Source organism: Collinsella sp. AM17-1, assembly GCF_003470665.1.
GTDB lineage: Bacteria > Actinomycetota > Coriobacteriia > Coriobacteriales > Coriobacteriaceae > Collinsella.
In genome coordinates this window covers 34,849-57,280 of sequence record NZ_QRJZ01000009.1, presented here as the reverse complement: position 1 = coordinate 57,280, position 22,432 = coordinate 34,849, and the positions used below count along the sequence as shown (strand labels likewise).

Here is a 22,432-nt window from a genome sequence, read left to right as displayed (position 1 = left end):
GCTTGCTGCATTACTGCTTCAACGTTTGCCCAGATAGAGCCTGCCAAAATAAACCTGTCCCTTTTTGGCAGGTTAGATGGTGAATTCGGCGAAGTTACGGTCGCCGCCTGCGGTATCGGTGTCGCCTGTTGCGGCTGCCGGCGCCAGCGCGTCGCCGCCGACGCTTTGCAGCAGCTCGGCCACGTTGGCGTCGGGGTTTTGGCATAGGATGTCGAGCAGCTCGATAAAGTCACGAATGACTTCACGCGGCGTCAGATGCGTGTCGGCTCCCACGCGACCGAACTCGATCTTGAGGAAGTCCACCAAGTCGTTCTCGGTAAGCGTGGGCGTCCAGCCAAAGTAGCCGGCGTGAATTTGCATGAGTTTTTCGATCAGCACCAGCAGCTCCTCGTAGGTGAGTGGCTGCAGGCGGATGATGGGCGCGAGCATGTCCTTAAGGTCTTCGCGCGCAAAGCGGCCCTGAGCGAGTCGGCTGCGCAGGGCCTCGTAGGAGAACACGCCGCGGCGGCGGTCTTCGATGGAGGTTGGCGTGCCGCCCATGATCATGCCCAGGTACTGCGCCTTGCCTTGGAGCGTGTCGTTGTACATGGTCAGGATCTTCTCGTAGTTGTATTGGCGCGTGATGGCGTTGGGAATCTTATACAGATTCACGAGTTCGTCGATGAGCACCAGCATGCCCTTGTAGCCGCTGCAGACCAAAAAGCGCGCAATGAGCTTAACGTAGTCGTACCAGTCGTCATCGCTGATGATGGTCGAGGAGCCCAGCTCGGCGCGTGCCTCGCTCTTGGTGCGGTATTCGCCGCGAATCCATTTGGTCACGCGGCTCATGGCCTCTTCGTCGCCCCCGGATGCGGCCATGCGATAGCGGCGGAGCATGCGGGTGAAGTCGAAGCCGTGGACCATCTCCTCGAGCGGGGCCAGTTGGGCATTGACGACCGACTCGTCGACGTCGGCACACGAGGCGACCCAGCGATCCAGAATAAGGTTGAGCGCACCGCCCTCGGGGCGCGTCTTGGTCGATATATTGCGGATGAGCTCGCGGTAGGTGGCAAGGCCCTGTCCCTGACCGCCCTGCAGGCGGCGTTCGGGCGACAGGTCGGCATCAGCGACAACGAATCCCTCGCCCATGGCGTGCGTGCGGATAGTCTGGAGCAAAAAGCTCTTGCCGGCGCCGTAACGACCGACCAGAAAGCGGAAGCTCGCGCCACCGTCGGCGATGAGACTCAGATCGGTGAGCAGGGCGCGGATCTCGACCTCGCGCCCTACGGTGATGTAAGGAAGGCCGATGCGCGGGACCACACCGCCCTTGAGCGAGTTGAGAATGATGGCAGCGACGCGCTTGGGCACGCGAGGTGCTGCGGATGCGGTATCACTCATGGTCTAGGTATCCTCTCACGTCTGCTTCGTAGTCCTCGATAATCTGCGGCCCTGCCGCGCTAAATTCAATTACGGTGTCGCCCACCAGGTCAAAGAGCGCCTCGTTGATGGTATCGACGAGCATGTCCTCGCTCTGCTCCGATTGCACTACCGCCGATTCCGCCTGTACTGCGTTGTGCTCGAGCAGCGCGCGGAGATAGGCATCTGCGGCGGGCGCGAGTTCGTTCGTGGCGTCAGCGGGCGCAGCAGCTGCGAACGCGGGCGTCGGTGCGAGAAGCGGTGCTACGACACCAAACTGTTCGGTGGATATGGTCGGCTCGTCGGACTCGTCCTGCCCTGCGGCCGCCGCGACCGCCTCGACCGTCGCGGCGGCCGCAGGCTCGGCTTCCGGTTGCCCTGAGTCCGCTGCCTCGGCTTCTGCGGACGCGCCGTCCTCGCGTTCCTCGTCGATCAAAAGCGCTTCGCGCGTTTGTGCGGCAGCGCTCCGAATGTGCCCCAGCTGGCTCAAATCGATATCGATCTTGACGGGCTGGTGTGCGGCGTCCCACGAAAGCCATGCCACAATCTCGTCATCGATAATCTTGGCCAGATATTTGGGGACCTTTTCTTCCTTAAGGGGATGGGCGGGGTCCAGCGCCAGGCGCAGGCGTTGGTCGCAGGCGCGCATCATTTCACCGAGCTTGCTGCTCTTTTGCCTGCTACCGTGAATCCGCATGCATTCCCAAAAACCGTTTTGGCAACGGTAGATATGGATGGGGTCCAGACGGTATTCGCAGTCCTCGTGGCGCTCGGGCGCAAAGAATACGGCCGAGGCAAACATGGTGTAGGGCATGGCCGTCTCCTCCCCAAATAAACTTGTCACGATGCCGGTCTTTCGGTGCGTGTCATAGTAGCGCGCCATGCGGACATGCACGGCGCACGCCACGTGGCGCAGATCGCGGTGGTGGCTGCGGTCGAGCCGCGAGTTACTTAGGTTGTACGTGGAGAGGGCGTTGATGGCGGCCATGAGTCGCTCCTCGCGCACCTCATCGGGCGGAAGGGGGAGCGTGGGCTCGGAGGTTTTGCGACGCTTGGGTGCCGGGTCAGACGGCGTCGGTGCTGGTACAAGGTCTCGTGCCGCGCGCCGCAGCTCGATAAGGGCGTTATCGAACATGACGGTTTTAGAGTCACGAAGCAGCTTGGGGTCGAGCCCGTGGAACACGGCGTAGTCCTGCAGCCACACGCGTGCGAACCGGTCGATGCCGGGCTCAAAGGCGCGATAGGCATCCCAAAATGCCTTGATCTTGTCATAGCCGTCACGCGGATTGTCGACGCCAATGCCGCAGATCAATTCGTAAAGATAAAGAAAAGCAAACGAGGTCGATGTCTCCTCGATATTGCCGCGTCGCACTTGGGCGCGCCAAGTAAAATAGCCGCGCAGCTGTCGATCGCTCATGGCATTGTAGGTGGGAAAGTACGACTTAAAGGTGCCGTTGTAGGGGCAATCGTCCTCGAAGTCGGCCATCATCAGACCTTGGCGGTAAAAGAGCTCCGCCTCCGATAGCCAACGCCCCGCGCCGCCTTTGGGATCATCTTGCCAGCGTGATATCTCGCGCATCTTGCGGTACTGGTCGGGGAGGAAGTTTTGCATCTGTCGGCCGGTCTTGAGAATCGGCTCGTCAGCATAGATTTCGTTTGAGAAGCGGGCGGACTGATGGGTCCGGGCCTCGGCCATAATGCGCTCGATGAGCATCTTGACGTCCTGGTCGGCCACCGCCCTCTCCTCTCCCTATATGGTGTCGGTGACCTCATATCATAGCACAGCATCAAACAGATGTTCGAGATACCGCTGCGTAGATAGTTTAGAACAGGAGGGCGTAGATGACCGCCACGACGACGGAGGGGAGCATATTGGCCGTGCGGAAGGTCTGAGGACGGATGAGGTTGACGCCGACGCAGAAGATGAGCATGGAGCCCACGAGCGAAAGGCTGTCGAGGGCTGCGGTGGTCATGATGGGGGAGAGTGCGCCGGCAAAAAGCGTGATCGTGCCCTGGAACACGGCAACGGGCAGGGCCGAGAAGATGCAGCCGCGGCCAAGCGAGGCCGTCATGGTGCAGACGATGATGCAGTCCAGTGCGCCCTTGAGGGCAAGCGTTGACCAGTCGCCGAGCAGGCCGTCCTGGATCGATCCCACAATGGCCATGGCGCCGATGCACACGGTGAGTGAAGTCGAGACAAAAGCGTTGGTGAACTCGTTATCGCCCTCACTGCCAGTCTTGCGCTTGAGCCATTCGCCAAGGTTCTCGATGGCGGCCTCCAAGTTGATGGCCTCGCCGATGAGCGAACCGAGCGCAAATGAGACGATGAGCATGGTGGTACCGGTGGTCGCTAGCGCCTTTCCATCGATGATGAGCATCTTTTGCATGGTGCCGCCCAGGCCGATAAACAGGACGCACAGCCCCGATGCTTTCATGAGCGTGTCTTGGATGCGCGGTGTAATGAAGCGGCCGCCCGCTAATCCCAAAAGACCGCCCGCAACTAAAAGCGCAACGTTGATGATTGTTCCCAAGCCCGGCATGAGCCCTCCTGTATTGATGCCAACGTGGCAATCGTAGCAGAACGAAATGCGAGGCACATCGCGACTCATCTAATACGTTATATAAGTGGTATTAGGAATGATGCGCAGCATTTAAGCCTCAGGTGGTTGTCGGGACATAGGGGTAGTAGTCAAAGCGCAGTGTCATAAGCCGCTGCGGGGATTCAATAGCCGCGGCGATAATATTGGCATCGCGGGCACGATCAAACCCTTCGAGTTCGATCTGATACGAGACGTCTTGCATAATGTCCAGACGTCGCCAGGCTAGAAGTGTGTCGCCATCGAATTCCAAGGTCTTGCCTCCGTCTGGGGCAACGGCGTATAGACGCAGTTTAGCGGTGGTTGCAGGGTCGACAACCGTGACCTTTTTAATTTCGTTTCGAGTATTCTTGGCGCCCAACAAGGTGAGCAGCGTTGGGGCCACGACCTCGCCCGATGGCAAATAGACGACTTCGATGGATTCGGGAAATGCGATGATGGCCGACTTGCGGACGGGCTGATTGGCGGCGGCAACTTCGATGTTTGCAGCATCGATGACCTCTGTGTGGTCGAGGGCGGCAAGCACGCAGCAGTTACCTTCATCGATCTCCTGAGGATCAGCAAGCCCCAGACTGTCCGCGAGCTCGGGATCGTTTGGACCGGTAGCGGGCCCATTCGGTGCTTCGAAAGAAGCTGGGACGCTGTTTGTCGGCGACGGCGTGTCGCCCGCACCTGCTTCTTTGTCCGTGCTCTCTTCTTGTATGGTTGCGTTGATGGGTTCGTCGTTTGAGGGGAGCGTCTTGGCGTCAAGCGCGGAGGGGACAATCCCGACGGCTCCGGATCCGTTCCACTCCATCTCGAGAAGCGCCGGGTCGGCAAGAATGCGTTGCCTGCCTAGCGTGTGGGTATCGATCGCAATAGGGCCTGCCTCCGTCCCGCGCGTAAGGCTGAGCGATCCGGCCGGCTTCTCGAAATGAATGTCTGTGTCTTCGGTACTGGCGGCGTAGAACAGCAGGGATGCTTCTCCCGCCGCGATGGCATCGGTGCCCGCCTTGGTCAGCCGCAGCGATGCCGTGAATGAGAGGGTGGGCTGCGTGTCGTCTGCATTCGCGGCGGCGTAGCCCAGACATATACCGCCTCCTTTCTCGAAAAACGCACCGTCGAAGGCGACCTTCGCTCCGTTCGCCGAGTCATCGACCGAAGCGATATCGATGCGCAACCCCAAATCGCACGGATCGCCATCTGCATCGAGCACAATCGAGCGCCACGTGCAGACGGCGCACCCCGCCTGGGAGCCGTTTGCCTTGTTCGAACGATTGATATCCACGACTATCGAGCCGTCCGTATTACGACGAAGGCATCCCGAGGTTGAGATTGCGGCCTGTGCGATCGAAAAACGCTTGCACGCAATGGCGCTCGACGGATTTGGTGCGGAGCTTAGGGCTGCTGGTAAGGAATCTGCCATGACGGGAGTCGCCCAAGCGGCGACAGGCGTTCCGGTTGCGAGCGCGCCGCAGAGTGCGACGACGGGCAAAAGGTTCTTCGATGCCATGGGGTCTCCTTAGCTAATTTAGTGCGGCCTGTCCGTGTTTCGTTTCTGGCTGCGTTTGATGTGCAGACCGAGGCCGGCGGTTCCCGCGCCTGCTGCCGTGGCGCCTGCTGCCAAGAGCCATCGTCTGTCGTCTGTCTGTGCCAACGGTTCCTTGCAGTTGCCGCGGTCGAGCTCCGAGAGGTCGACCGTCACTTGCGTGGCGGCCTGCGCCTGTTCTTGCTGGGCAAAGGCCATGGCTGGCCCAAACGCTAGGATACTGACGGCGGCGGCCAGGGCGACGGCCTTATGCCGTGTGCGCACCGGGCTCGACCGTCCAGGTGATCGTTGCAACCTGATCGCCTTCGCCGGTTACGCGGAAGATGTCGCGCGTGACGCGGGCGACGTTTCCGCTTGTCTTGAGCTTAATTTTGTCCGTGCCGCCGGCAATGCCCTGGTAGCCCATGTCGAAGGCTGCATTCTTGGAAAGATCGAGGCCCGTCTCCTGCATTGCGGCGCTGGCGTTCTGGAGTGCACCGTCGGGGCCGACCTTAAAGTCGATGGAATTCTGCGCGGTTCCGGCCTTGGCGTCGGCGGCAATGGTCCAGGTGTTCATGGCGTCGATCTTCATGTTGGTGACATGGATGCCGTAGGCCGAATGATTGTCGATGGTGGTCGCGTCTTCTGAGGGGCCCTGAAGCGTGCCGTCGGCCTTGGCGACGAAGGGAATAACCGTCGGAACTTTGAACTCCACGTTGTCGATCTCGGTCCTGACCATTACTTTCGTGGTTCCAACGCGCCCGGCTGCCAGAGCTGGCGTCGGGGCGGCGCCCATTGCGAGCGCGAGCCCTGCGCCCACGACGAGCGCTCTGGCTCCGTTCATGTTCCTGGTGATGTCCATGGTCGTTCCTTTCTATTCGCCGCGGGCCGTCCCCGCGATGATTGGACGAATGCTGGTGAATTGCGTGCGGTGCCGCGTCGGCCGAAAAAGCTAGTTCTCGGCTTGCTCAACCCGTACCTTGACACGTGTCGGATTGCCGTGGCTGTCGAGGGTCTTGGCATCGAGTGCCTGGATCTCGATGTATGCCTCGCCTTCTTTGATGTCGCCGGCGGGGCACGTCTCGATTGTCTTGCCGGTCTCGACCACACCGGATTCGTACATGGTCTCGTCGTTTTGGATGACGCGGAATCGCTGGGGAAATTTATTGTCTTGGACGTTTTGCACGTTGACGCGCAGCTTGCCGTCCTCCTGTAGCTGAGCGACCGGCGCGACCGAAATCGTCATCATGTTGTCGCGGACGATGGCATCGAGCTCATCTTGGATTTCTTGTCGCGATTTGCCCTCTGCCGTCGTGACTGAGGCGCCCGCTTCGGGCACGGGCTGCGACTGCCAGGCGTATAGCCCTACGGCGATGAGGGCGCAGACGATAGCCAGGCAGACAACGACGAGTTTCTTGCGACGCCCCAGTCCTGCGAGGCGGGGCGGCTTCTTCGCACTCATGCGGCGTCCTTGGTGGTGTAGACACGTGCGAACGTGGACGGGTCCGCTCCAAAGAGCATGTGAAGCATCAGGCGGCGCGAGTAGATGAGCTCGTCAAAGTCGTGAGGGAGCTCGATGTCGTGGATACGCGCGATGTGGTGGGCGAGCGCCGAGAACGACTCGGGGTCGCAGATAACATCGGTGGTGACGTGGTAGACCGCCGTATCGGGGAACGCCTCTTCGTCGAAAGGCAGGAGATAGGGATCGTCGTCGACCTCGATGGCGACGCCGTACTGGGGCCAGTAATATGCCATGGGAACCTCCCTGCTTCTGGGGCCAAAACTTCTATCGGTTTTGGTTGTCGACGCCGACCGTATCAGCCGCTACTTGACCAATTTCTGACCAAATGCTTGACGGATTGACATCTCCGCAGGTAAAAGGTGGAAAAAATTACTTCAACTTTTTTCGAGCGACAATCGAGCGGTCGGCGACGGCGGGGCGATATGTGTCAAAAGCATCGTCTGCCGAGGAAGCCTTGCCGTTCGCCGAATTGCACAAACGTAAAAATCGCCAATTATGGAGACGGTCTCGAACACGTCGACGAAACGATGCGGTAACATCTCCCTGCAAACACTGTAGTTAGCTAAAGGGGGAGTTCGCGTGTCTGCAACCATTAAACCCTTCACCGATGAGTTCGAAGAGTATGGCCGCGATGAATCTCGTGCATCGGGCGAAGCATCGAGCATCTCGTTTCCGACAACGGAAGACGAGGTCCGTGCCATTTTGGAAACGCTCCATGCCGAGCGTGTCCCGGTAACGGTTCAGGGCGCCCGAACCGGCCTTGCCGCCGGTGCCGTGCCCCACGGTGGGCATATCCTCAATACTTCCCGTATGAATCGCTACTTGGGCCTTCGCCGCGATGAACAAGGCCAATTTCTGCTGCGCGTGGAGCCGGGCGTTGTGCTCTCGGAGCTGCGTAAGCAGCTGAGCAAGAAGGTACTGCCGACCGCTGGTTGGGACCAGGCATCGCTTGAGGCCTACGAGGAGTTCCAAGAGTCCCCCGAGCAGTTCTTTCCCACCGATCCCACCGAGGCATCTGCCTGTCTGGGCGGCATGGCGGCATGCAACGCCTCCGGTGCCCGCAGCTACGCTTACGGTCCCATGCGCCCGCATATCACGGGACTCCACGTCGCGCTGGCTGATGGCGATTTGCTTGAGCTTCAGCGCGGCGAGGCTTTTGCCCAGGACCGCCACCTGTCGCTCGTGACGGCAGCGGGCCGTACGCTCGAGCTCGATCTTCCCGGCTATACCATGCCCGAGACAAAAAATGCCTCAGGCTATTTCGTTGCGGACGATATGGACGCCATCGACCTCTTTATCGGCGCGTGCGGCACGCTCGGCGTCATTGCCGAGCTCGAGATCGCCCTGCAGGCGGCACCTTCGGTCGTATGGGGTGTGAGTTGCTTTTTCGATAGCGAGGACAAGGCGGTGTCCTTTACCGATTCCGTGCGCCCTGTCCTGTCCCATGCGGCTGCCATCGAGTACTTCGATGCTGGCGCCCTGGATATTCTACGTCGCCAGCGCGAGCAGTCGACAGCGTTTGCCTCGCTGCCGGCGCTCGACGACGAGGCAAAGGTCTGTGTCTACGTGGAGCTCGACTGCGATGACGAGGCGCAGGCGACCGAGGAGCTGTACCACCTTGGATGGGTGCTGGAGTTTGCGGGCGGCCGCGACGATGCGACATGGGTCGCCCGCACCGAAGTCGATCGCGAGTGCCAGCGGTTCTTCCGCCACGCGGTGCCCGAGAGCGTCAACATGCTCATTGACGAGCGTCGCCGCACCGACCCCACCATTACCAAGCTGGGATCGGATATGTCGGTGCCCAATGCACGCCTTGCCGATGTCATGGCCCTCTATCGCCGCACGCTGGCCGAAAGCGGGCTTGAGTCTGCTGCCTGGGGACACATCGGGAACAACCATCTGCATGTGAACATCCTGCCGCGCGATGCGCAAGACTACCGTCGTGGTGGAGAGCTCTTTGCCCAGTGGGCTTCCGAGGTCACGGCCATGGGCGGTGCCGTTTCTGCCGAACACGGCGTCGGCAAGATCAAGGCGGGCTTCTTGGAGACGATGTACGGCCACGAGGCCATGGTCGAGTCGGCGCGCCTCAAACTCCAGCTCGATCCTGCCGGCCAGTTGGGTCGCGGCAACCTGTTTACGGAGAAGCTCTTGGATGAACTCGTCCAGAAAGGGGGCGCGTGAAGATGAGTGATTTCCATATGGTGGTGTGCGTCAAGGCGGTGCCCGGAAGCACCGAGGTCAAGATGGACCCCAAGACCAATACTATCGTGCGTGATGGCAAGCAGGCGGTCATTAATCCCTTCGATGCAAGCGCTCTGGAATGCGCGCTGGCGCTGAAGGACGACTTTATCGGCTTTGGCATGGACGTGCGTGTGACGGTGGTGTCGATGGGCATCCCCGCGACCGAATCGCTGCTGCGCGACTGCATCGCCCGCGGTGCCGACGACGCGCTGCTGCTGACCGATCGCGCCTTTGCGGGCGCCGATACCCTAGCCACCACCTATGCCCTCAAATGCGGCATCGAGGCACTCGATGAGGACTTTGACCTGCTCATCTGCGGCAAGATGGCGGTGGACGGCGATACGGCCCAGATCGGCCCCGAGCTGGCCGGCGCCTTTGGGGTCCCCTGCGTGACCGACGTGAGCTGTGTGCAGAGCGCGGGATTTACGACGTGTGGCTCGCTGGCGCTCGTTCACGGCTGCGATGCCGGCGAGGAGACGGTGTACCTGGAGATGCCGTGTGCGATGACGACTGCCAAGGAGATTGGCCAGCTGCGCATGCCGAGTATTGCCGGTATTCGCGCGGCCGAGGATGCAGACGTGCGCGTGGCCAGCGCTGCCGACGTAAACGCCGACCCCTCGCGTTGCGGCCTTGCCGGATCACCGACGCAGGTCGTGCGCTCGTTTGTGCCCGACCGTGACCAAACGTGCGAGGCCGTCGAGGGAACGGCGTCCGAGCAGGCGGTAAAACTTGCCAAGATTATCGAGGGGATGGCATAGATGAGCGGGCTGATTATCGATAGCGAAGCCTGTATCGGCTGCGGTCGCTGCGTTCGCGCCTGCGCCTCGGGCGGCATTGTGGTGGAGGGTGAGCGCCCCAATCGCTGCGTCCGCGTAACCGACGGCTGTATCCTGTGCGGTGGGTGCGTCGACGCCTGCCCCGTCAACGCCATCTCGATTGAGCGCGACGAGGCCGCCGGCGCGGCAGACCTTGACGCATATCGAGACATCTGGATCTTCGTGCAGACTGACGAGCACGATGCCGTTGCATCCGTGGCCTTCGAGCTCATGGGCAAGGGGCGCGAGCTTGCCGATGCCCGCGGCTGCCGTCTGGTGGCACTGGTCGGCATGAGCCCCGAGGGCTCACTCGGGGACCTGGAGCATCTGATTTGCGCCGGTGCGGACGAAGTTCTGGTCTGTCGTGACGAGCGCCTGCGTCAGAACGACGTGGAGGTCTACGCCCGCTTGATCTGCGATTTGGTAGCCGAGCGCAAGCCCGAGGCCATTCTGTACGGCGCGACCGCCTTTGGTCGCGAGCTGGCGCCCAGTGTGGCCGTGCGCTTGCAGACGGGCCTTACGGCCGATTGCACGGTGCTTTCGATGGATACGGAGACGGGTCTGCTGCAGCAGACGCGCCCGGCGTTTGGCGGCAACCTGATGGCCACCATTATCTGCCCCAACCACCGTCCTCAGATGGCAACGGTGCGCCCCGGCATCTTTAAGGCGCCCGAGTTTGACTATAGCCGCTCCGGCACGATTGCCCAGGTAGTGCTAGCGGATGACGTTAAGGCCCGTGTCGAGATCTCGATTCCCGCCGAGGAGTGGGGACAGCAGGCCTCAATTGCCGATGCCGAGCGTCTAGTCGTGGTGGGCCGCGGCATCGGCTCCAAGAAAAACCTACCGCTGATGCGAAAGCTTGCCGAGGCTCTGGGTGCCGAGCTTGGCTGCACGCGCCCCGTGGTGGAGGCCGGCTGGCTGGAGTATCGCCACCAAATTGGCCAGACGGGTGTATCGGTCTCGCCCAAGCTCCTCGTGAGCATCGGTGTCTCGGGCGCTATCCAGCATCTCGCCGGCATCGGTGGGGCGGAGTGCATTGTCGCCATCAATGAGGACCCGGATGCCCCCATCTTCGGTGCCGCCCGGTACAAGGTCGTCGGCGATGCCGTTGAGATCGTTGAGGAACTGCTGACTCAGCTCGAGTGCTAAGCGCTTGCCAGCCAGCGGCGCAGCTCGTCCTTAAGGCGGCTCCAGGTTGCCTGCGCGGCGGGGTCGGTAAAGGGTCGCGTAATGCCAAAGGGCGCGTCGAGCAGGCGATAGATATCGCCTTGCTCGCGCGCCAGTGCACGGCTTGCCGGATGGACGAGCTCAAACATAAAGCAGATGAGCCCCACCAGGTAGTCCGCCGGCTCGTTGCGCTCGTCACGCGCGACGCAGCGATGCTCGTCAAAGGCGGTAAGCGCCGGTGTCGAGAAGTGGCTGGCGAGAAACGTGTCCTCATCCACCTTGAGGATGGTGTCGACGGTGCTGTCGGCGATGGTGCGCATAATGTCGATCTTGTCGCCATCGCGCACGATATCGCAGAAGCGCCGCGTGCGCTCGTCGAGCTGCGCGGGTAGACGGAAATCGCTGTGATAGGCAATGCTCGCTCGGATGAGCTCATCTTCTGCCGGGTCATCGATAAAGTCGCGGACGCTCGTCACGGCGGGTGCATCGGCGGGATTCTCGCCAAAGAGGACCTCGATGCCCAGCGCTGCATGGCCCATGCTCTCGGCGTCCTTAAAGGTGTCCCAGCGTCGCAGCTGCTCAAAGCGGCCTATATCGTGCAGCAGGCCGCAAAGCCATGCCAAGTCAATATCATCTGACGACCAGCCCTGCTCGCGCGCTACGGCATCGCATGCCTCGGCCACGTGGTACGTATGCTCGATTTTGAGCGCGATGCGTGGGTTGGTGGCGTCGTAGGCATCGGTGTAGCTTTTGAAGGCTGCGCGCGCCCGGTCTCGATCGATAGCTGTCATAATGACTTCCTAAAAAGTTGTGTCTTTCGATCCGGTGGCAATTGTAGGCGAACTTTATTGCCACCGGTTGATATTTCTGCTGCGTTGCGAGGTGCGCTGCAGACGACTTACCAGAATGGGAGTGGCATGGTCCTTAGGATCTTTAAAACCGTCTGGCCGGTGATGCTTACCTATGTTGCAATAGGCGCGCCGTGCGGAATGATCATGGGGCAGACGGGAATGGAACCCTGGATGGTCTTTGCCCTGAGCAGCACGTTTGTGACGGGCAGCGGCCAGTTTATGATCTGCAACCTGTGGCTGGCGGGCGTGCCTGCAGCATCGATCGTCGCGAGCGTTGCTGCCATCTCCTCGCGCTTTGCGCTTTACTCGGCATCGATCGCGCCGCATCTGACGGGTGCCTCGAAGCGTCAGACGCTGGCTGTTGCCGCGACACTTACCGAGGAGGCATATGGCATCTCGCTTGCCAAGTTGGTTGAAGGGGAGGATTGGGGCCCGCGCGAGTCCTTTGTGCTCAACGTGATTCTCATCGCAACATGGGGCGTTTCGTGTACGATGGGCGCCATCGTCGGCGCCGTTGTCGATGTTCCCACCGCCATTGCATCCTTTGTCTGCACCTCGCTCTTTATCTGCCTGCTCTTTTCGCAGCGGCTGTCGCGCGGCAACGTTGTCGCGGCGGTTTCGGGCGCGGTGTCCGTCGCCGTATGCAAGTTCTTGGGCCTCACGAATATTGCCGTGCCGGCAAGCGTCGTGGCCGGCATGGCCATTGCGTTGGCGTGCGATGCTGTACTTGACGGAAGAGGTGCCCGCGATGCCCGTTAACGAGTTCTTGGTTCTGTGGCTGTCGTCGTGGGCTGCTATCGCGTTCTTTCGCATCGCGCCGGCGTTCGCCTTGCGCGGGCGGACCCTGTCGCCCCGCATTACCGAGGCCCTGGGCTATATCCCGCCCGCCGCCTTTGCCGCGCTGGTCGCCAACGACTTGGTGAGCCCCGGCGCGTTCGACGCGGGACTCTGGCCTGCCTTGGTTCCCTGGATTGCGGCCGCCGGCGTCGTGGTCGTGGCGGTCAAGACAAAATCGATGCTGTGGTGCTGCGTCTCGGGCATCGTACTCTATATTGTCTTGAGCCTTATATAGGGGTGGCGTCGCGGGCGCCGAATCTCGTTCCATCCCAACTCGTCGGATTTTTCACCGAGCTGGTCTATTTCTTCTGGTACCATGGTCAAACTTTACTGTAGCAAAGCGTGACGTGGGCTTTTGTACCCCGTCAGCGGAAATGGGGGTTTCATGGCACAGGAAGCAACCGCCAACGAGCAAAAGAAATTCAAGGTCCCGCGCATCCCGGGCGACATCATGATCTATCCGATGATCGTCGGTCTTTTGCTCAACACCTTCTGCCCGCAGGTTTTTGAGATCGGCGGCTTCTTTACGGCTGCCTGCCGCGGTGGCTCCAATACCATCGTCGCCGCGATCCTGCTGTTTGTGGGCGCCGGCATCAGCTTTAAGTCCACGCCGGGTGCCATCAAGACCGGTATCGTCGTGCTGATCCCCAAGCTGGTCGTCGCAGCGGCTCTCGGCCTGGGCGTGGCATATTTCTTTAACGACAACTTCCTGGGTCTGAGCTCCGTGTCTATCATCGGCGGCATCACGTTTTGCAACATGGCGCTCTATACGGGCATCATGGGCGAGTTCGGCGATGAGTCCGAGCAGGGCGCCGTCGGTATCCTGTTCTTTACGGCTGGCCCCGCCGTCACGATGATCATCCTCGGTGTTTCCGGCCTCGCCAACATTCCAATTGGCACCATTATCGGCTCCATCTTGCCACTCGTTATTGGCATGGTTCTGGGCAACCTGTTCCCGTTTATCAAGAACCTGCTGGTTCCCGGTGCCAATCCCGCGATTGCCGTCATCGGATTTCAGCTCGGTGCGTCCATGAGCCTGTCGAGCTTTATCACCGGCGGTATTTCCGGCATCTTGCTGGGCCTTGTCACGCTGTTTGTCGTCGGTCCCATCACCTTTGCGTTCGAGCGTCTGTGCGGCGGCAATGGCAAGGCCGCTGTGGCTTGCTCCACCATTGCCGGCACGGCTATGACCACACCGGTTGCCCTCGCCGAGGTCGCACCGCGCTACGCCGAGCTTGCGCCCACCGCGTACGCTCAGATCGCCACCGCCGTTATCATCACGGCGATCATGGCTCCGATTCTGACTGGCTGGGTCGACAAGAAGTTCTGCCAAGGCAAGGAGGATCTGTCGCTCGCCGGTGTCGAGGCCATCGAGGAGGCTGTCGCGACTGACATCGATGGCGAGTAGCAATCGATACCCATCAATGATGCCGGCGTGTGCAATTCGCGCCGTATGGGCGCCCGAACAGAAACTGTTTTGCAGTGATGTTCGGGCGCTCTGCTATTATCCCCTTTACCCCTGCGGAGTAAAGGGGTGTTTATTGCCCTGATTCGAATTGGGCGATTCTGACCACTTGGGTATTGAAGGGATGGCGCTAGTGGTTAAGGCACTCAAGATTGAGATATTCGTGCTATGCATGATTGTTCTTATCGGGCTTGCCGTGCGAAGTCGTCGCTCCTTGCTCTCGAGCACCCAGCAGCTATTGTTTAGCATGCTTGGCTACACCTCTGCCGCGTACATATTATTCGATATGATCTGGACGCTTTCGGACGGTGTGGACGGCACGTTGGGTATTGCTGCCAACTGGATTTCCAACGCGGTTTCGTTTTCGCTCTTTGCTATCGCGTGTCTCATTTGGTTTATCTATTCCGAGACGGTGCAGGGCTCTCGCCTTTTGACCTCGCGCTATAGGGTGGTGCTTGTAGCGTTGCCTACGGCTCTGGTGGTCGTGCTGGCGTTTACCAGTTACTGGACGCACGCCCTGTTCTATATCGATTCGCAGGGCGTGTATCGTCGCGGCTTTGCCTATATGATCCAGCCCATCGTCAGCTACTGTTACGTTATACATACGTCCCTGCATGCATTTGTGCAATCTCGCAGGGTCGAGAGCCTGCAGACGAAGGCCATCTATCGAACCTTGGCATTTTTCGCCATTCCGGCCCTGGTGGGCGGTACCTTTCAGGTCGTATACTCGCTGCCCGGCCTTTGTGTCGGCATAATGATTAGCATGTTGCTGCTCTACATCATCTACCAGGAGCAGCTCATCTCGACCGACCCGTTGACTGGACTTAACAATCGCAACCGTTTTGAGACCTATATGCTGTCGCTCTTCTCAAATGTGGATCAGGCCGAAGATGTATATCTGCTTATGATGGACGCCGACGGCTTTAAGCAGATTAACGATCGCTATGGGCATGTGGAGGGCGACCACGCTCTTCAGGTCATATCCGCTGCGCTCAAAGAAGTCTGCTCGGCGTCTGGCGGCTTTATCGCACGTTATGGTGGCGATGAGTTCGTGGTGCTCCAAAAGGCAGTGGCGGAACAGGATATCATGCATCTGTGCGCGACAATCAACGATGAGCTCGCGCGCGCCGAGGTTCCGTATCTGTTGCGGATGTCCATCGGCTACGCACGGGTTGGTGATGGCGTCGATACCTGGCAAGACTTGCTTCGCGCCGCCGATGCGGAGCTCTACCGTGTAAAGCACGAAAAGAAGAAAGCCGGCGCCCAGATACGCTAGGAAAAGGGGCACACGACCGTTGCGATGGTCGTGCGCCCCTTTTGCGTTTGTGGGGGCCACCGGTCATAATGCCCAGGCGCGGTGCGGCAAGACGGGCGTCTGCCGCCGCGACTCGGTGCGAAATCAACGAGAACCAGTGCATTCCATTAAGCTAAAGTGTGTGAAGGCTCTCCCTAAAAAGGTGAGCTCTCTAGGCTTTTTTGGGTTTGTTGACGATGATGATGCCGCCGCAGACCAAGAGCAGGGCAACGATGACGGTAACGGGGCTCGTGCCAGCACCCTCGCCGAGCAGCAACGCGCTCAGCGCTACGCCAAAGACCGGGTTCATAAAGCCAAAGACCGAAACGCGGCTGACGGGGTTGACGGCGAGCAGGCGGGACCACAGCGAGTACGCGACGGCAGAAATAAGTGCCATATAAATGATGAGTGCGATAGCGGGGGCGATTGCGGTGGGGGATAACGTGCCGCCCATTAAAAACCCGATGGCGGTAAGGACCAGGCCACCGACTAAAAACTGCCAGCCGGCGAGCAGGACGCCGTCATGCTCGCGCGAGAAGATACCGATGAGGCAGGTCGACAGGGCGCCCGCAACCGTGGAGGCTAGGATAAAGCCCTCGCCATCGAGCCTGAAGCCAAAGGTGCCATCTGCGCCCGAGAGGTTGACGAGCGCGACGCCGGCAAAGCCCAGCACACAGCCGAGCACCTTGGCCGAATTGAGCTTCTCGGTGCGAAATGCCAGGGCGGCAAAGAGGATTGCGAGGAAGTTGGCGCTGGCCTCGATGATGGAACTCGACATGGCACTGGCGCGCGAGAGGCCCAGATAGAAAAAGAAGTACTGCCCGATAGTCTGGAAGAGCGACAAGACAAAGACGGGCTTGATGTCGCGAGCCTGCGGAATGAGGAGGCGGCGTTGGGCCGCACTCATCCCAACGATAACCAGGGCGCCGGCAAGCGTGAAGCGCAAGCCCGCAAAGAGCAGCTGCGAGGCGCTATCGTGCGCGGGGATGCCAAAGAGCGCATAGCCGATTTTGATGCAGGGGAAAGCCGACCCCCAGAGCGCGCAACAAACAAGGCAGCCCAGGATGAGTCCGGGTAGGGTGGCGAGATACGGCTTGCGGCTTTCCATGGTGTCCTTCCTGTATGCGCGAAGCAAAAAAGAACCCGCCACCGGGTGTGCCGGTGGCGGGTGTTATTACCCGAGGGGATTGTACCCGATGGGAAAGCTTTAAGCGAAGTAGGCTACGCCGCTCTCAAAGATCGGCATGAACTTATCGCCGGGGACATGCTCGGGCACGTTGCGGTACAGGTTGTCGCCGCGACGCTCGGCATGGCCCATCTTGCCCAGGACGCGGCCGTCGGGGCTCGTGATGCCCTCGATGGCGAGTGCGGAGCCGTTGGGGTTGACGGAGAGATCCATGCTGGGCTTGCCGTTCTCGCCCACGTACTGCGTGGCGACCTGGCCGTTGGCGATCAGCTGGGCGAGCACTTCGTCATTGGCGACAAAGCGGCCCTCGCCGTGGCTGATGGCGACGGTGTAGGGGTCGTCCAGGCTGCACTGCGACAGCCACGGGGACAGGTTGGACGAGATGCGGGTGCGCACCAGACGGCTCTGGTGGCGACCGATGGTGTTGAACGTCAACGTGGGCGCATCGGGCGTGGCGTCGACGATGTCGCCGTAGGGCACCAGGCCGAGCTTGATCAGGGCCTGGAAGCCGTTGCAGATGCCCAGCATCAGGCCGTCGCGGGCCTTGAGCAGGTCGCGGACTGCCTCGGTGACCTCGGGAGCGCGGAAGAACGCCGTGATGAACTTGGCGGAGCCGTCGGGCTCGTCGCCGCCCGAGAAGCCGCCGGGGATCATGACAATCTGGCTTGCACGGATGCGGCGGGCAAGCTCGTGGGTGCTCTCGGCGACGGCCTCGGGCGTGAGGTTGTTGATCACGAAGGTGTCGGCCTCGGCACCGGCTGCGCGGAAGGCGCGGGCGCTGTCGTACTCGCAGTTGTTGCCGGGGAACACGGGGATGATCACGCGCGGGCGGGCGATCTTGGCGCCGCCGTACACGTGGATATCCTTGGCGCGGAAGTCGATGGTCTCGACCTCGGGGGTCTCGCCGGCGCTGCGGTAGGCGAAGACGCCCTCGATGCCGCTCTCCCAGGCCTCCTGGAGCTCGGCGAGCTCGATGACCTCGGAGCCGGTGTCGATGACATAACCCTCGACGGTGGTGCCCAGGGGCTCGACGACAACGCCGTCGGCGACCTCGGGCAGCTCGGCGTCATCGGCGAGCTCGACGATAAAGCTACCGTAGAGCGGGGTGAAGAGGCTCTCCACGTCCACATCCTCGGCAAGCTCGATACCGATCTGGTTGCCGACGCACATTTTAAAGAGGCTCTCGGCGCCGCAGCCGTAGCCGGGCGTGGAGATGGCCAGGGCGTTGCCGTTGGCGGTGAGTGCCTCGACGGCGTCAAACGCGGCGAGCAGCTGCTGAGCATCGGGGCGGTAATCCTCGCCGTAGGTGGCGGGGGCGATGCGGACGACGCGGTGCGTGAGGCCCTTGAACTCGGGCGAGACGGCGCGGGCGGCCTTGCCCACGGCGACGGCGAAGCTGATCAGGGTCGGCGGAACGTTGAGCTCGCCGGCCTCGTCCTCAAACGAACCGCTCATGGAGTCCTTGCCGCCGATGGCGCCGGCACCCAGGTCGACCTGGGCCATAAGGGCACCCAGGACGGCAGCCATGGGCTTGCCCCAGCGCTCGGCCTCGGTGCGCAGGCGCTCGAAGTACTCCTGGAAGGAGAGGTAGGTGCGCTTGTGCTCAAAGCCGGCGGCAACGAGCTTGGCGATGGACTCGACCACGGACAGGTAGGCGCCCGCAAACTGGTCGGCCTCCATCAGATAGGGGTTGAAGCCCCATGCCATGGCGCTCGCCGTGGTGGTCTCGCCGTCCACGGGGAACTTGGCGACCATGGCCGAGCTTGGGGTGAGCTGCGTCTTGCCGCCAAAGGGCATGAGCACGGTCGCGGCGCCGATGGTGGAGTCGAAGCGCTCGGAAAGGCCCTTGTTGGAGGCGACGTTGAGGTCGGTGACAAGCGAGGTCATGCGCTCGGCAAGCGTGGTACCGGCCCAGCTGGGCTGCCACACGCTACGGGCGCAGACGTGGGCGACCTGGTGCTTGGGCGCACCGTTGGAGTTGAGGAACTCACGGGACAGGTCGACGATGGCGACGCCGTTCCAGGCCATGCGCATGCGCGGCTCGGCGGTAACCTCGGCGATAACGGTCGCCTCGAGGTTCTCCTCGGCGGCGTAACCCATGAACTCCTCGACGTCACCGTCGGCAACTGCGCAGGCCATGCGCTCCTGGGACTCGGAAATGGCGAGCTCGGTGCCGTCCAGGCCGTCGTACTTCTTGGTCACGGTATCAAGGTCGACATACAGGCCGTCGGCAAGCTCGCCCACGGCGACCGAGACGCCGCCGGCGCCAAAGTCGTTGCAGCGCTTGATCAGACGGCAGGCGTCGCCGCGGCGGAACAGACGCTGCAGCTTGCGCTCGACCGGGGCGTTGCCCTTCTGGACCTCGGCACCCGAGGTCTCGATCGACTCGGTGTTCTGGGTCTTGGAGGAGCCGGTGGCGCCACCGATGCCGTCACGGCCGGTGCGGCCGCCCAGCAGAATGATCTTGTCGGTGGGGGCGGGGCACTCGCGACGCACGTGGTTTGCCGGGGTAGCGCCCACGACGGCGCCGACCTCCATGCGCTTGGCCACGTAGCCGGGGTGATAGAGCTCGTTGACCTGACCGGTGGCAAGGCCGATCTGGTTGCCGTAGCTGGAGTAGCCGGCGGCGGCAGTGGTCACGAGCTTGCGCTGCGGCAGCTTGCCCTCGAGCGTCTCGGAAACCGGGACGGTGGGGTCGCCGGCGCCGGTGACGCGCATGGCCTGATACACATAGCTGCGGCCCGAGAGCGGGTCACGAATAGCGCCGCCCACGCAGGTGGCGGCACCGCCGAAGGGCTCGATCTCGGTCGGGTGATTGTGGGTCTCGTTCTTAAAGAGGAACAGCCAGTCCTGGTCCTCGCCATCGACATCGACCTTCACCTTGACGGTGCAGGCGTTGATCTCCTCGGACTCGTCGACATCGGTCATGACGCCGGTCTTTTTAAGGTACTTGGCGCCGATGGTGCCCATGTCCATGAGACAGACGGGCTTGGCGTCGCGACCGAGCTCGTGGCGCATCTCCATGTAGCGGTCGAAGGCTTGCTGCACCACGGCGTCGTCGATCGTCACGTCGTCCAGGACGGTGCCGAAGGTGGTGTGGCGGCAGTGGTCGGACCAGTAGGTGTCGATCACGCGGATCTCGGTGATGGTGGGGTCGCGGTCCTCATCGCGGAAGTACTGCTGGCAGAAGGCGATGTCCGCCTCGTCCATTGCAAGGCCGCGATCGGCGATAAAGGCGGCAAGGCCGGCCTCGTCGAGCTTACGGAAGCCGTCGAGCACCTCGACGGGCTGGGGCTCGGGGGTCTCCATGTATAGCGTTTCGGGTAGGTCGAGTGAGGCAATGCGGGCCTCGACGGGGTTCACCACGTAGTGCTTGATGGCATCGATGGCGGCCTCGTCCAGGGCGCCCGAGATCATATAGACCTTGGCGGAGCGCACGGCGGGGCGCTCGCCCTGGCTGATGAGCTGCACGCACTCGCTGGCGGAGTCGGCGCGCTGGTCAAACTGGCCAGGCAGGAATTCGACGGCAAAGACGGCGCCATCGCTTGCGGGGAGCTCGTCGTAGGTCACATCGACCTGGGGCTCGCTAAAGACGGTCGGCACGCAGGAGCGGAAAAGCTCCTCGTCGATGCCCTCGACGTCGTAGCGGTTGATGATCCTCAGGGCCTCGATGCCCTTGATGCCGAGGATCTCGGTCAGCTCGCCCTTGAGCTGCTGAGCCTCGACGTCGAACCCGGGTTTCTTCTCCACGTAGATACGAGAGACCATTGGTTCCTGCCTTCCTGATCGGTTGGGCGTACGGTGCGGTATGCGGCAGCGGTCGGTTTGCGGGGCAAGCCTCGCGGTCGCCTTGAGCCACATACTTTTAAACCTCACTATGATACGACAGCTCGTGGCGCGTTGAGGACGGCGAGGGTGCTACAGTGGAGCGCAAACAAGAGAAAGGCATCACATGGCATTTGTTTCGCTCGCCATCATCGCACTCGTGGCCTTTGCAAGCCCCTTCATCGCCTCGGCGATTCCCGGAAAACCCGTTCCCGAGACGGTCTTTTTGCTCGTGTTTGGCGCGGTGCTGGGACCTCATATGCTCGGCATTATCCATGTGGATGCCGAGGTCTCGCTCGTGTCCGAGCTCGGCCTGGCCTTTTTGTTCCTGCTTGCCGGTTTTGAGATCGATCCCAAGAACATCACGGGCATCGAGGGGCGCTACGGCATGGCGACGTGGGTCGTCACGTTTGGCATCGCCTGGCTTGCCGTGCGCTTTACCCCGTGGTTCTCGGTCAGTCATTTTGATGGCATCGCCGTGACGCTGGCGTTGACCTCGACGGCGCTTGGGGCGCTCATGCCCATCTTGCGCGAGCGGTCGCTTGCCGGGACGCGCGTCGGCGATTCGATTCTTGCCTATGGTACGTGGGGCGAGCTCGGGCCCGTGCTCGCCATGTCGGTGCTGCTGTCTGCTCGCACCGGCATCCAGACGCTCGTGATTCTTGGCCTGTTTGCGGTGGTCTGCGTGCTGTTGGCCGTGGTCCCAAGTCGTTCCAGGCGCGTCGGCAGCCGCTTCTTTGCGTTTGTCGAGGAGCGCGCCGACACCACGTCGCAGACCTTCGTGCGCCTGACCGTGCTCATCCTGGTCACGCTCGTGGCGTTCTCGGCCATCTTTAGCCTCGATATCGTGTTGGGCGCTTTTGCCGCGGGCTTTGTCCTGCGCTATATCATCCCCGAGGGCAACCATACGCTCGAGCTTAAACTCGATGGCCTTGCCTATGGCTTTTTGATCCCGGTGTTCTTTACCGTTTCGGGTGCCAAGATCGACCTGACGGCTGTAGCATCGCGCCCCGGCCTGCTCGTGGGCTTTATCATGGCGTTGCTGGTTATCCGTGCCGTGCCCATCGTTGTCTCCATGGGCATCTGCCCCAAGACGCGCGATGTTTCTGCCCACGGCCGCATTACCGTAGCGCTCTACTGCACCACGGCGCTGCCGATTATCGTCGCCGTGACGAGCGTCGCCGTCAACGCCGGCGCATTATCACAGGGTGTTGCTTCGGTTATGGTGGCAGCCGGCGCCATCACGGTGTTCCTGATGCCACTGCTCGCGCAGCTCTTCTACCGCGTGGTCGATGCCGCGCCGGTCGCCGCCGTGGCGGAGGTTGCCGAGCATCCTTCCGATGCGCTCGACATCCTGCGCGCCCATCACGATTTGGCGAGCCTGCTCGCACGCGAGCACGAGCTGCTGACCTCGCATGGACATGGTCGCGTATTCGAGGGCCTGCCTACGCTCGATACGATTGCTGAGCGTCTTTCCGCCGAGGCAGCGAGCGGCCACATCGATGCCCGCATCGTGGACGCGGCGCACCTGCTTGCCGAGAAGACCTATGGCGACGAGATTGACCCGTCCAAGTTGACTCCGCGTGAGCGCCGCCGCCTAGAGCGCGCCAAGCTCGCCGTGCATGAGTACCGCCGTCGCATGCTGGAGCTTTATGCGCATGAAGAAGCCGACGAGGACGACGGCAAATAGCCGACGCTGGTGCGGAGGTGACATTCCCGTTTGAGGACGG

General features: G+C 61.5%; 19 protein-coding genes. 8 read left to right on the top strand and 11 right to left on the bottom strand.

What is annotated here, in order from left to right:
- Positions 1-72 precede the first annotated feature (72 nt).
- From DW195_RS05885 to DW195_RS05850, 8 genes are all read right to left on the bottom strand, one after another.
- The gene (locus DW195_RS05885) at positions 73-1,377 is read right to left on the bottom strand and encodes an ATP-binding protein (RefSeq protein WP_118206131.1); all 1,305 of its coding nucleotides are present in this window, start codon (positions 1,375-1,377) and stop codon (positions 73-75) included.
- On the bottom strand, positions 1,370-3,130 hold the full coding sequence (locus tag DW195_RS05880) for a TerB N-terminal domain-containing protein (protein WP_233540826.1): 1,761 nt from the start codon (positions 3,128-3,130) through the stop codon (positions 1,370-1,372). Before DW195_RS05880 ends, DW195_RS05885 begins: the two co-directional genes overlap by 8 nt.
- An 88-nt stretch (positions 3,131-3,218) precedes the next feature.
- A complete protein-coding gene (locus DW195_RS05875) occupies positions 3,219-3,935 on the bottom strand; it encodes a DUF554 domain-containing protein (protein ID WP_199576318.1) in 717 nt (238 codons plus the stop codon).
- A 118-nt stretch (positions 3,936-4,053) separates the two neighbouring features.
- Positions 4,054-5,484 (bottom strand): hypothetical protein, encoded by a 1,431-nt coding sequence (locus DW195_RS05870; RefSeq protein ID WP_118206130.1) that lies wholly within the window; start codon positions 5,482-5,484, stop codon positions 4,054-4,056.
- An 18-nt stretch (positions 5,485-5,502) separates the two neighbouring features.
- A complete protein-coding gene (locus DW195_RS05865) occupies positions 5,503-5,718 on the bottom strand; it encodes a hypothetical protein (protein ID WP_147325188.1) in 216 nt (71 codons plus the stop codon).
- 49 nt (positions 5,719-5,767) lie between these two features.
- Entirely contained in the window at positions 5,768-6,361 is a 594-nt protein-coding gene (locus tag DW195_RS05860) for a hypothetical protein (RefSeq protein ID WP_117645729.1), read from the bottom strand.
- Between the two features lie 90 nt (positions 6,362-6,451).
- The gene (locus tag DW195_RS05855) at positions 6,452-6,961 is read right to left on the bottom strand and encodes a hypothetical protein (RefSeq protein ID WP_099431401.1); all 510 of its coding nucleotides are present in this window, start codon (positions 6,959-6,961) and stop codon (positions 6,452-6,454) included.
- Positions 6,958-7,254, bottom strand: coding sequence for a hypothetical protein (locus tag DW195_RS05850; RefSeq protein WP_089573322.1), 297 nt, complete (start codon positions 7,252-7,254; stop codon positions 6,958-6,960). Before DW195_RS05850 ends, DW195_RS05855 begins: the two co-directional genes overlap by 4 nt.
- Positions 7,255-7,600: 346 nt before the next feature.
- On the opposite strand from DW195_RS05850, the gene DW195_RS05845 reads away from it, so the two are divergent.
- Genes DW195_RS05845 through DW195_RS05835 form a run of 3 tightly spaced genes read left to right on the top strand, consistent with a single transcriptional unit; the run spans position 7,601 to position 11,226 of the window.
- The gene (locus DW195_RS05845) at positions 7,601-9,202 is read left to right on the top strand and encodes an FAD-binding oxidoreductase (protein WP_118206129.1); all 1,602 of its coding nucleotides are present in this window, start codon (positions 7,601-7,603) and stop codon (positions 9,200-9,202) included.
- Between the two features lie 2 nt (positions 9,203-9,204).
- Positions 9,205-10,020: an electron transfer flavoprotein subunit beta/FixA family protein gene (locus DW195_RS05840; RefSeq protein ID WP_089573320.1), complete on the top strand. Its 816-nt coding sequence runs from the start codon at positions 9,205-9,207 to the stop codon at positions 10,018-10,020.
- Positions 10,021-11,226 (top strand): electron transfer flavoprotein subunit alpha, encoded by a 1,206-nt coding sequence (locus tag DW195_RS05835; protein ID WP_118206128.1) that lies wholly within the window; start codon positions 10,021-10,023, stop codon positions 11,224-11,226.
- On the opposite strand, the gene DW195_RS05830 is transcribed toward DW195_RS05835, so the two are convergent.
- Positions 11,223-12,035 (bottom strand): HD domain-containing protein, encoded by an 813-nt coding sequence (locus DW195_RS05830; protein WP_089573318.1) that lies wholly within the window; start codon positions 12,033-12,035, stop codon positions 11,223-11,225. The two genes, DW195_RS05835 and DW195_RS05830, sit on opposite strands and share 4 nt — an antisense overlap.
- On the opposite strand from DW195_RS05830, the gene DW195_RS05825 reads away from it, so the two are divergent.
- The 4 genes from DW195_RS05825 to DW195_RS05810 all read left to right on the top strand — a co-directional run bounded on the left by DW195_RS05825 (position 11,937) and on the right by DW195_RS05810 (position 15,673).
- Positions 11,937-12,854, top strand: a complete 918-nt coding sequence (locus DW195_RS05825) for an AzlC family ABC transporter permease (RefSeq protein WP_118206149.1) — start codon at positions 11,937-11,939, stop codon at positions 12,852-12,854. The genes DW195_RS05830 and DW195_RS05825 overlap by 99 nt on opposite strands.
- Positions 12,844-13,167, top strand: a complete 324-nt coding sequence (locus tag DW195_RS05820; RefSeq protein WP_035137063.1) for an AzlD domain-containing protein — start codon at positions 12,844-12,846, stop codon at positions 13,165-13,167. The genes DW195_RS05825 and DW195_RS05820 overlap by 11 nt, the downstream gene beginning before the upstream one ends.
- A gap of 150 nt (positions 13,168-13,317) precedes the next feature.
- Positions 13,318-14,340: a 2-keto-3-deoxygluconate permease gene (locus DW195_RS05815; RefSeq protein ID WP_118206127.1), complete on the top strand. Its 1,023-nt coding sequence runs from the start codon at positions 13,318-13,320 to the stop codon at positions 14,338-14,340.
- A 190-nt stretch (positions 14,341-14,530) separates the two neighbouring features.
- Entirely contained in the window at positions 14,531-15,673 is a 1,143-nt protein-coding gene (locus DW195_RS05810; RefSeq protein WP_158567905.1) for a diguanylate cyclase, read from the top strand.
- Between the two features lie 190 nt (positions 15,674-15,863).
- Here the strand turns inward: DW195_RS05810 and DW195_RS05805 are convergent, their stop codons facing one another.
- On the bottom strand, positions 15,864-16,799 hold the full coding sequence (locus DW195_RS05805) for a DMT family transporter (protein WP_118206125.1): 936 nt from the start codon (positions 16,797-16,799) through the stop codon (positions 15,864-15,866).
- A 99-nt stretch (positions 16,800-16,898) separates the two neighbouring features.
- A complete protein-coding gene (locus DW195_RS05800) occupies positions 16,899-20,645 on the bottom strand; it encodes a phosphoribosylformylglycinamidine synthase (protein WP_118206124.1) in 3,747 nt (1,248 codons plus the stop codon).
- Between the two features lie 184 nt (positions 20,646-20,829).
- On the opposite strand from DW195_RS05800, the gene DW195_RS05795 reads away from it, so the two are divergent.
- Positions 20,830-22,392 carry a cation:proton antiporter gene (locus DW195_RS05795; protein WP_118206123.1) on the top strand — a complete coding sequence of 521 codons (1,563 nt, stop codon included), beginning with the start codon at positions 20,830-20,832 and terminating at the stop codon, positions 22,390-22,392.
- Positions 22,393-22,432 lie beyond the last annotated feature (40 nt).

Coding starts and splice junctions, on each gene's coding strand:
- DW195_RS05885 (WP_118206131.1), bottom strand. CDS start 1,377: ATGAGTGATACCGCATCCGCAGCACCTCGCGTGCCCAAGCGCGTCGCT.
- DW195_RS05875 (WP_199576318.1), bottom strand. CDS start 3,935: ATGCCGGGCTTGGGAACAATCATCAACGTTGCGCTTTTAGTTGCGGGC.
- DW195_RS05870 (WP_118206130.1), bottom strand. CDS start 5,484: ATGGCATCGAAGAACCTTTTGCCCGTCGTCGCACTCTGCGGCGCGCTC.
- DW195_RS05865 (WP_147325188.1), bottom strand. CDS start 5,718: ATGGCCTTTGCCCAGCAAGAACAGGCGCAGGCCGCCACGCAAGTGACG.
- DW195_RS05860 (WP_117645729.1), bottom strand. CDS start 6,361: ATGGACATCACCAGGAACATGAACGGAGCCAGAGCGCTCGTCGTGGGC.
- DW195_RS05855 (WP_099431401.1), bottom strand. CDS start 6,961: ATGAGTGCGAAGAAGCCGCCCCGCCTCGCAGGACTGGGGCGTCGCAAG.
- DW195_RS05850 (WP_089573322.1), bottom strand. CDS start 7,254: ATGGCATATTACTGGCCCCAGTACGGCGTCGCCATCGAGGTCGACGAC.
- DW195_RS05840 (WP_089573320.1), top strand. CDS start 9,205: ATGAGTGATTTCCATATGGTGGTGTGCGTCAAGGCGGTGCCCGGAAGC.
- DW195_RS05835 (WP_118206128.1), top strand. CDS start 10,021: ATGAGCGGGCTGATTATCGATAGCGAAGCCTGTATCGGCTGCGGTCGC.
- DW195_RS05825 (WP_118206149.1), top strand. CDS start 11,937: ATGCTCGATTTTGAGCGCGATGCGTGGGTTGGTGGCGTCGTAGGCATC.
- DW195_RS05830 (WP_089573318.1), bottom strand. CDS start 12,035: ATGACAGCTATCGATCGAGACCGGGCGCGCGCAGCCTTCAAAAGCTAC.
- DW195_RS05820 (WP_035137063.1), top strand. CDS start 12,844: ATGCCCGTTAACGAGTTCTTGGTTCTGTGGCTGTCGTCGTGGGCTGCT.
- DW195_RS05815 (WP_118206127.1), top strand. CDS start 13,318: ATGGCACAGGAAGCAACCGCCAACGAGCAAAAGAAATTCAAGGTCCCG.
- DW195_RS05805 (WP_118206125.1), bottom strand. CDS start 16,799: ATGGAAAGCCGCAAGCCGTATCTCGCCACCCTACCCGGACTCATCCTG.
- DW195_RS05800 (WP_118206124.1), bottom strand. CDS start 20,645: ATGGTCTCTCGTATCTACGTGGAGAAGAAACCCGGGTTCGACGTCGAG.
- DW195_RS05795 (WP_118206123.1), top strand. CDS start 20,830: ATGGCATTTGTTTCGCTCGCCATCATCGCACTCGTGGCCTTTGCAAGC.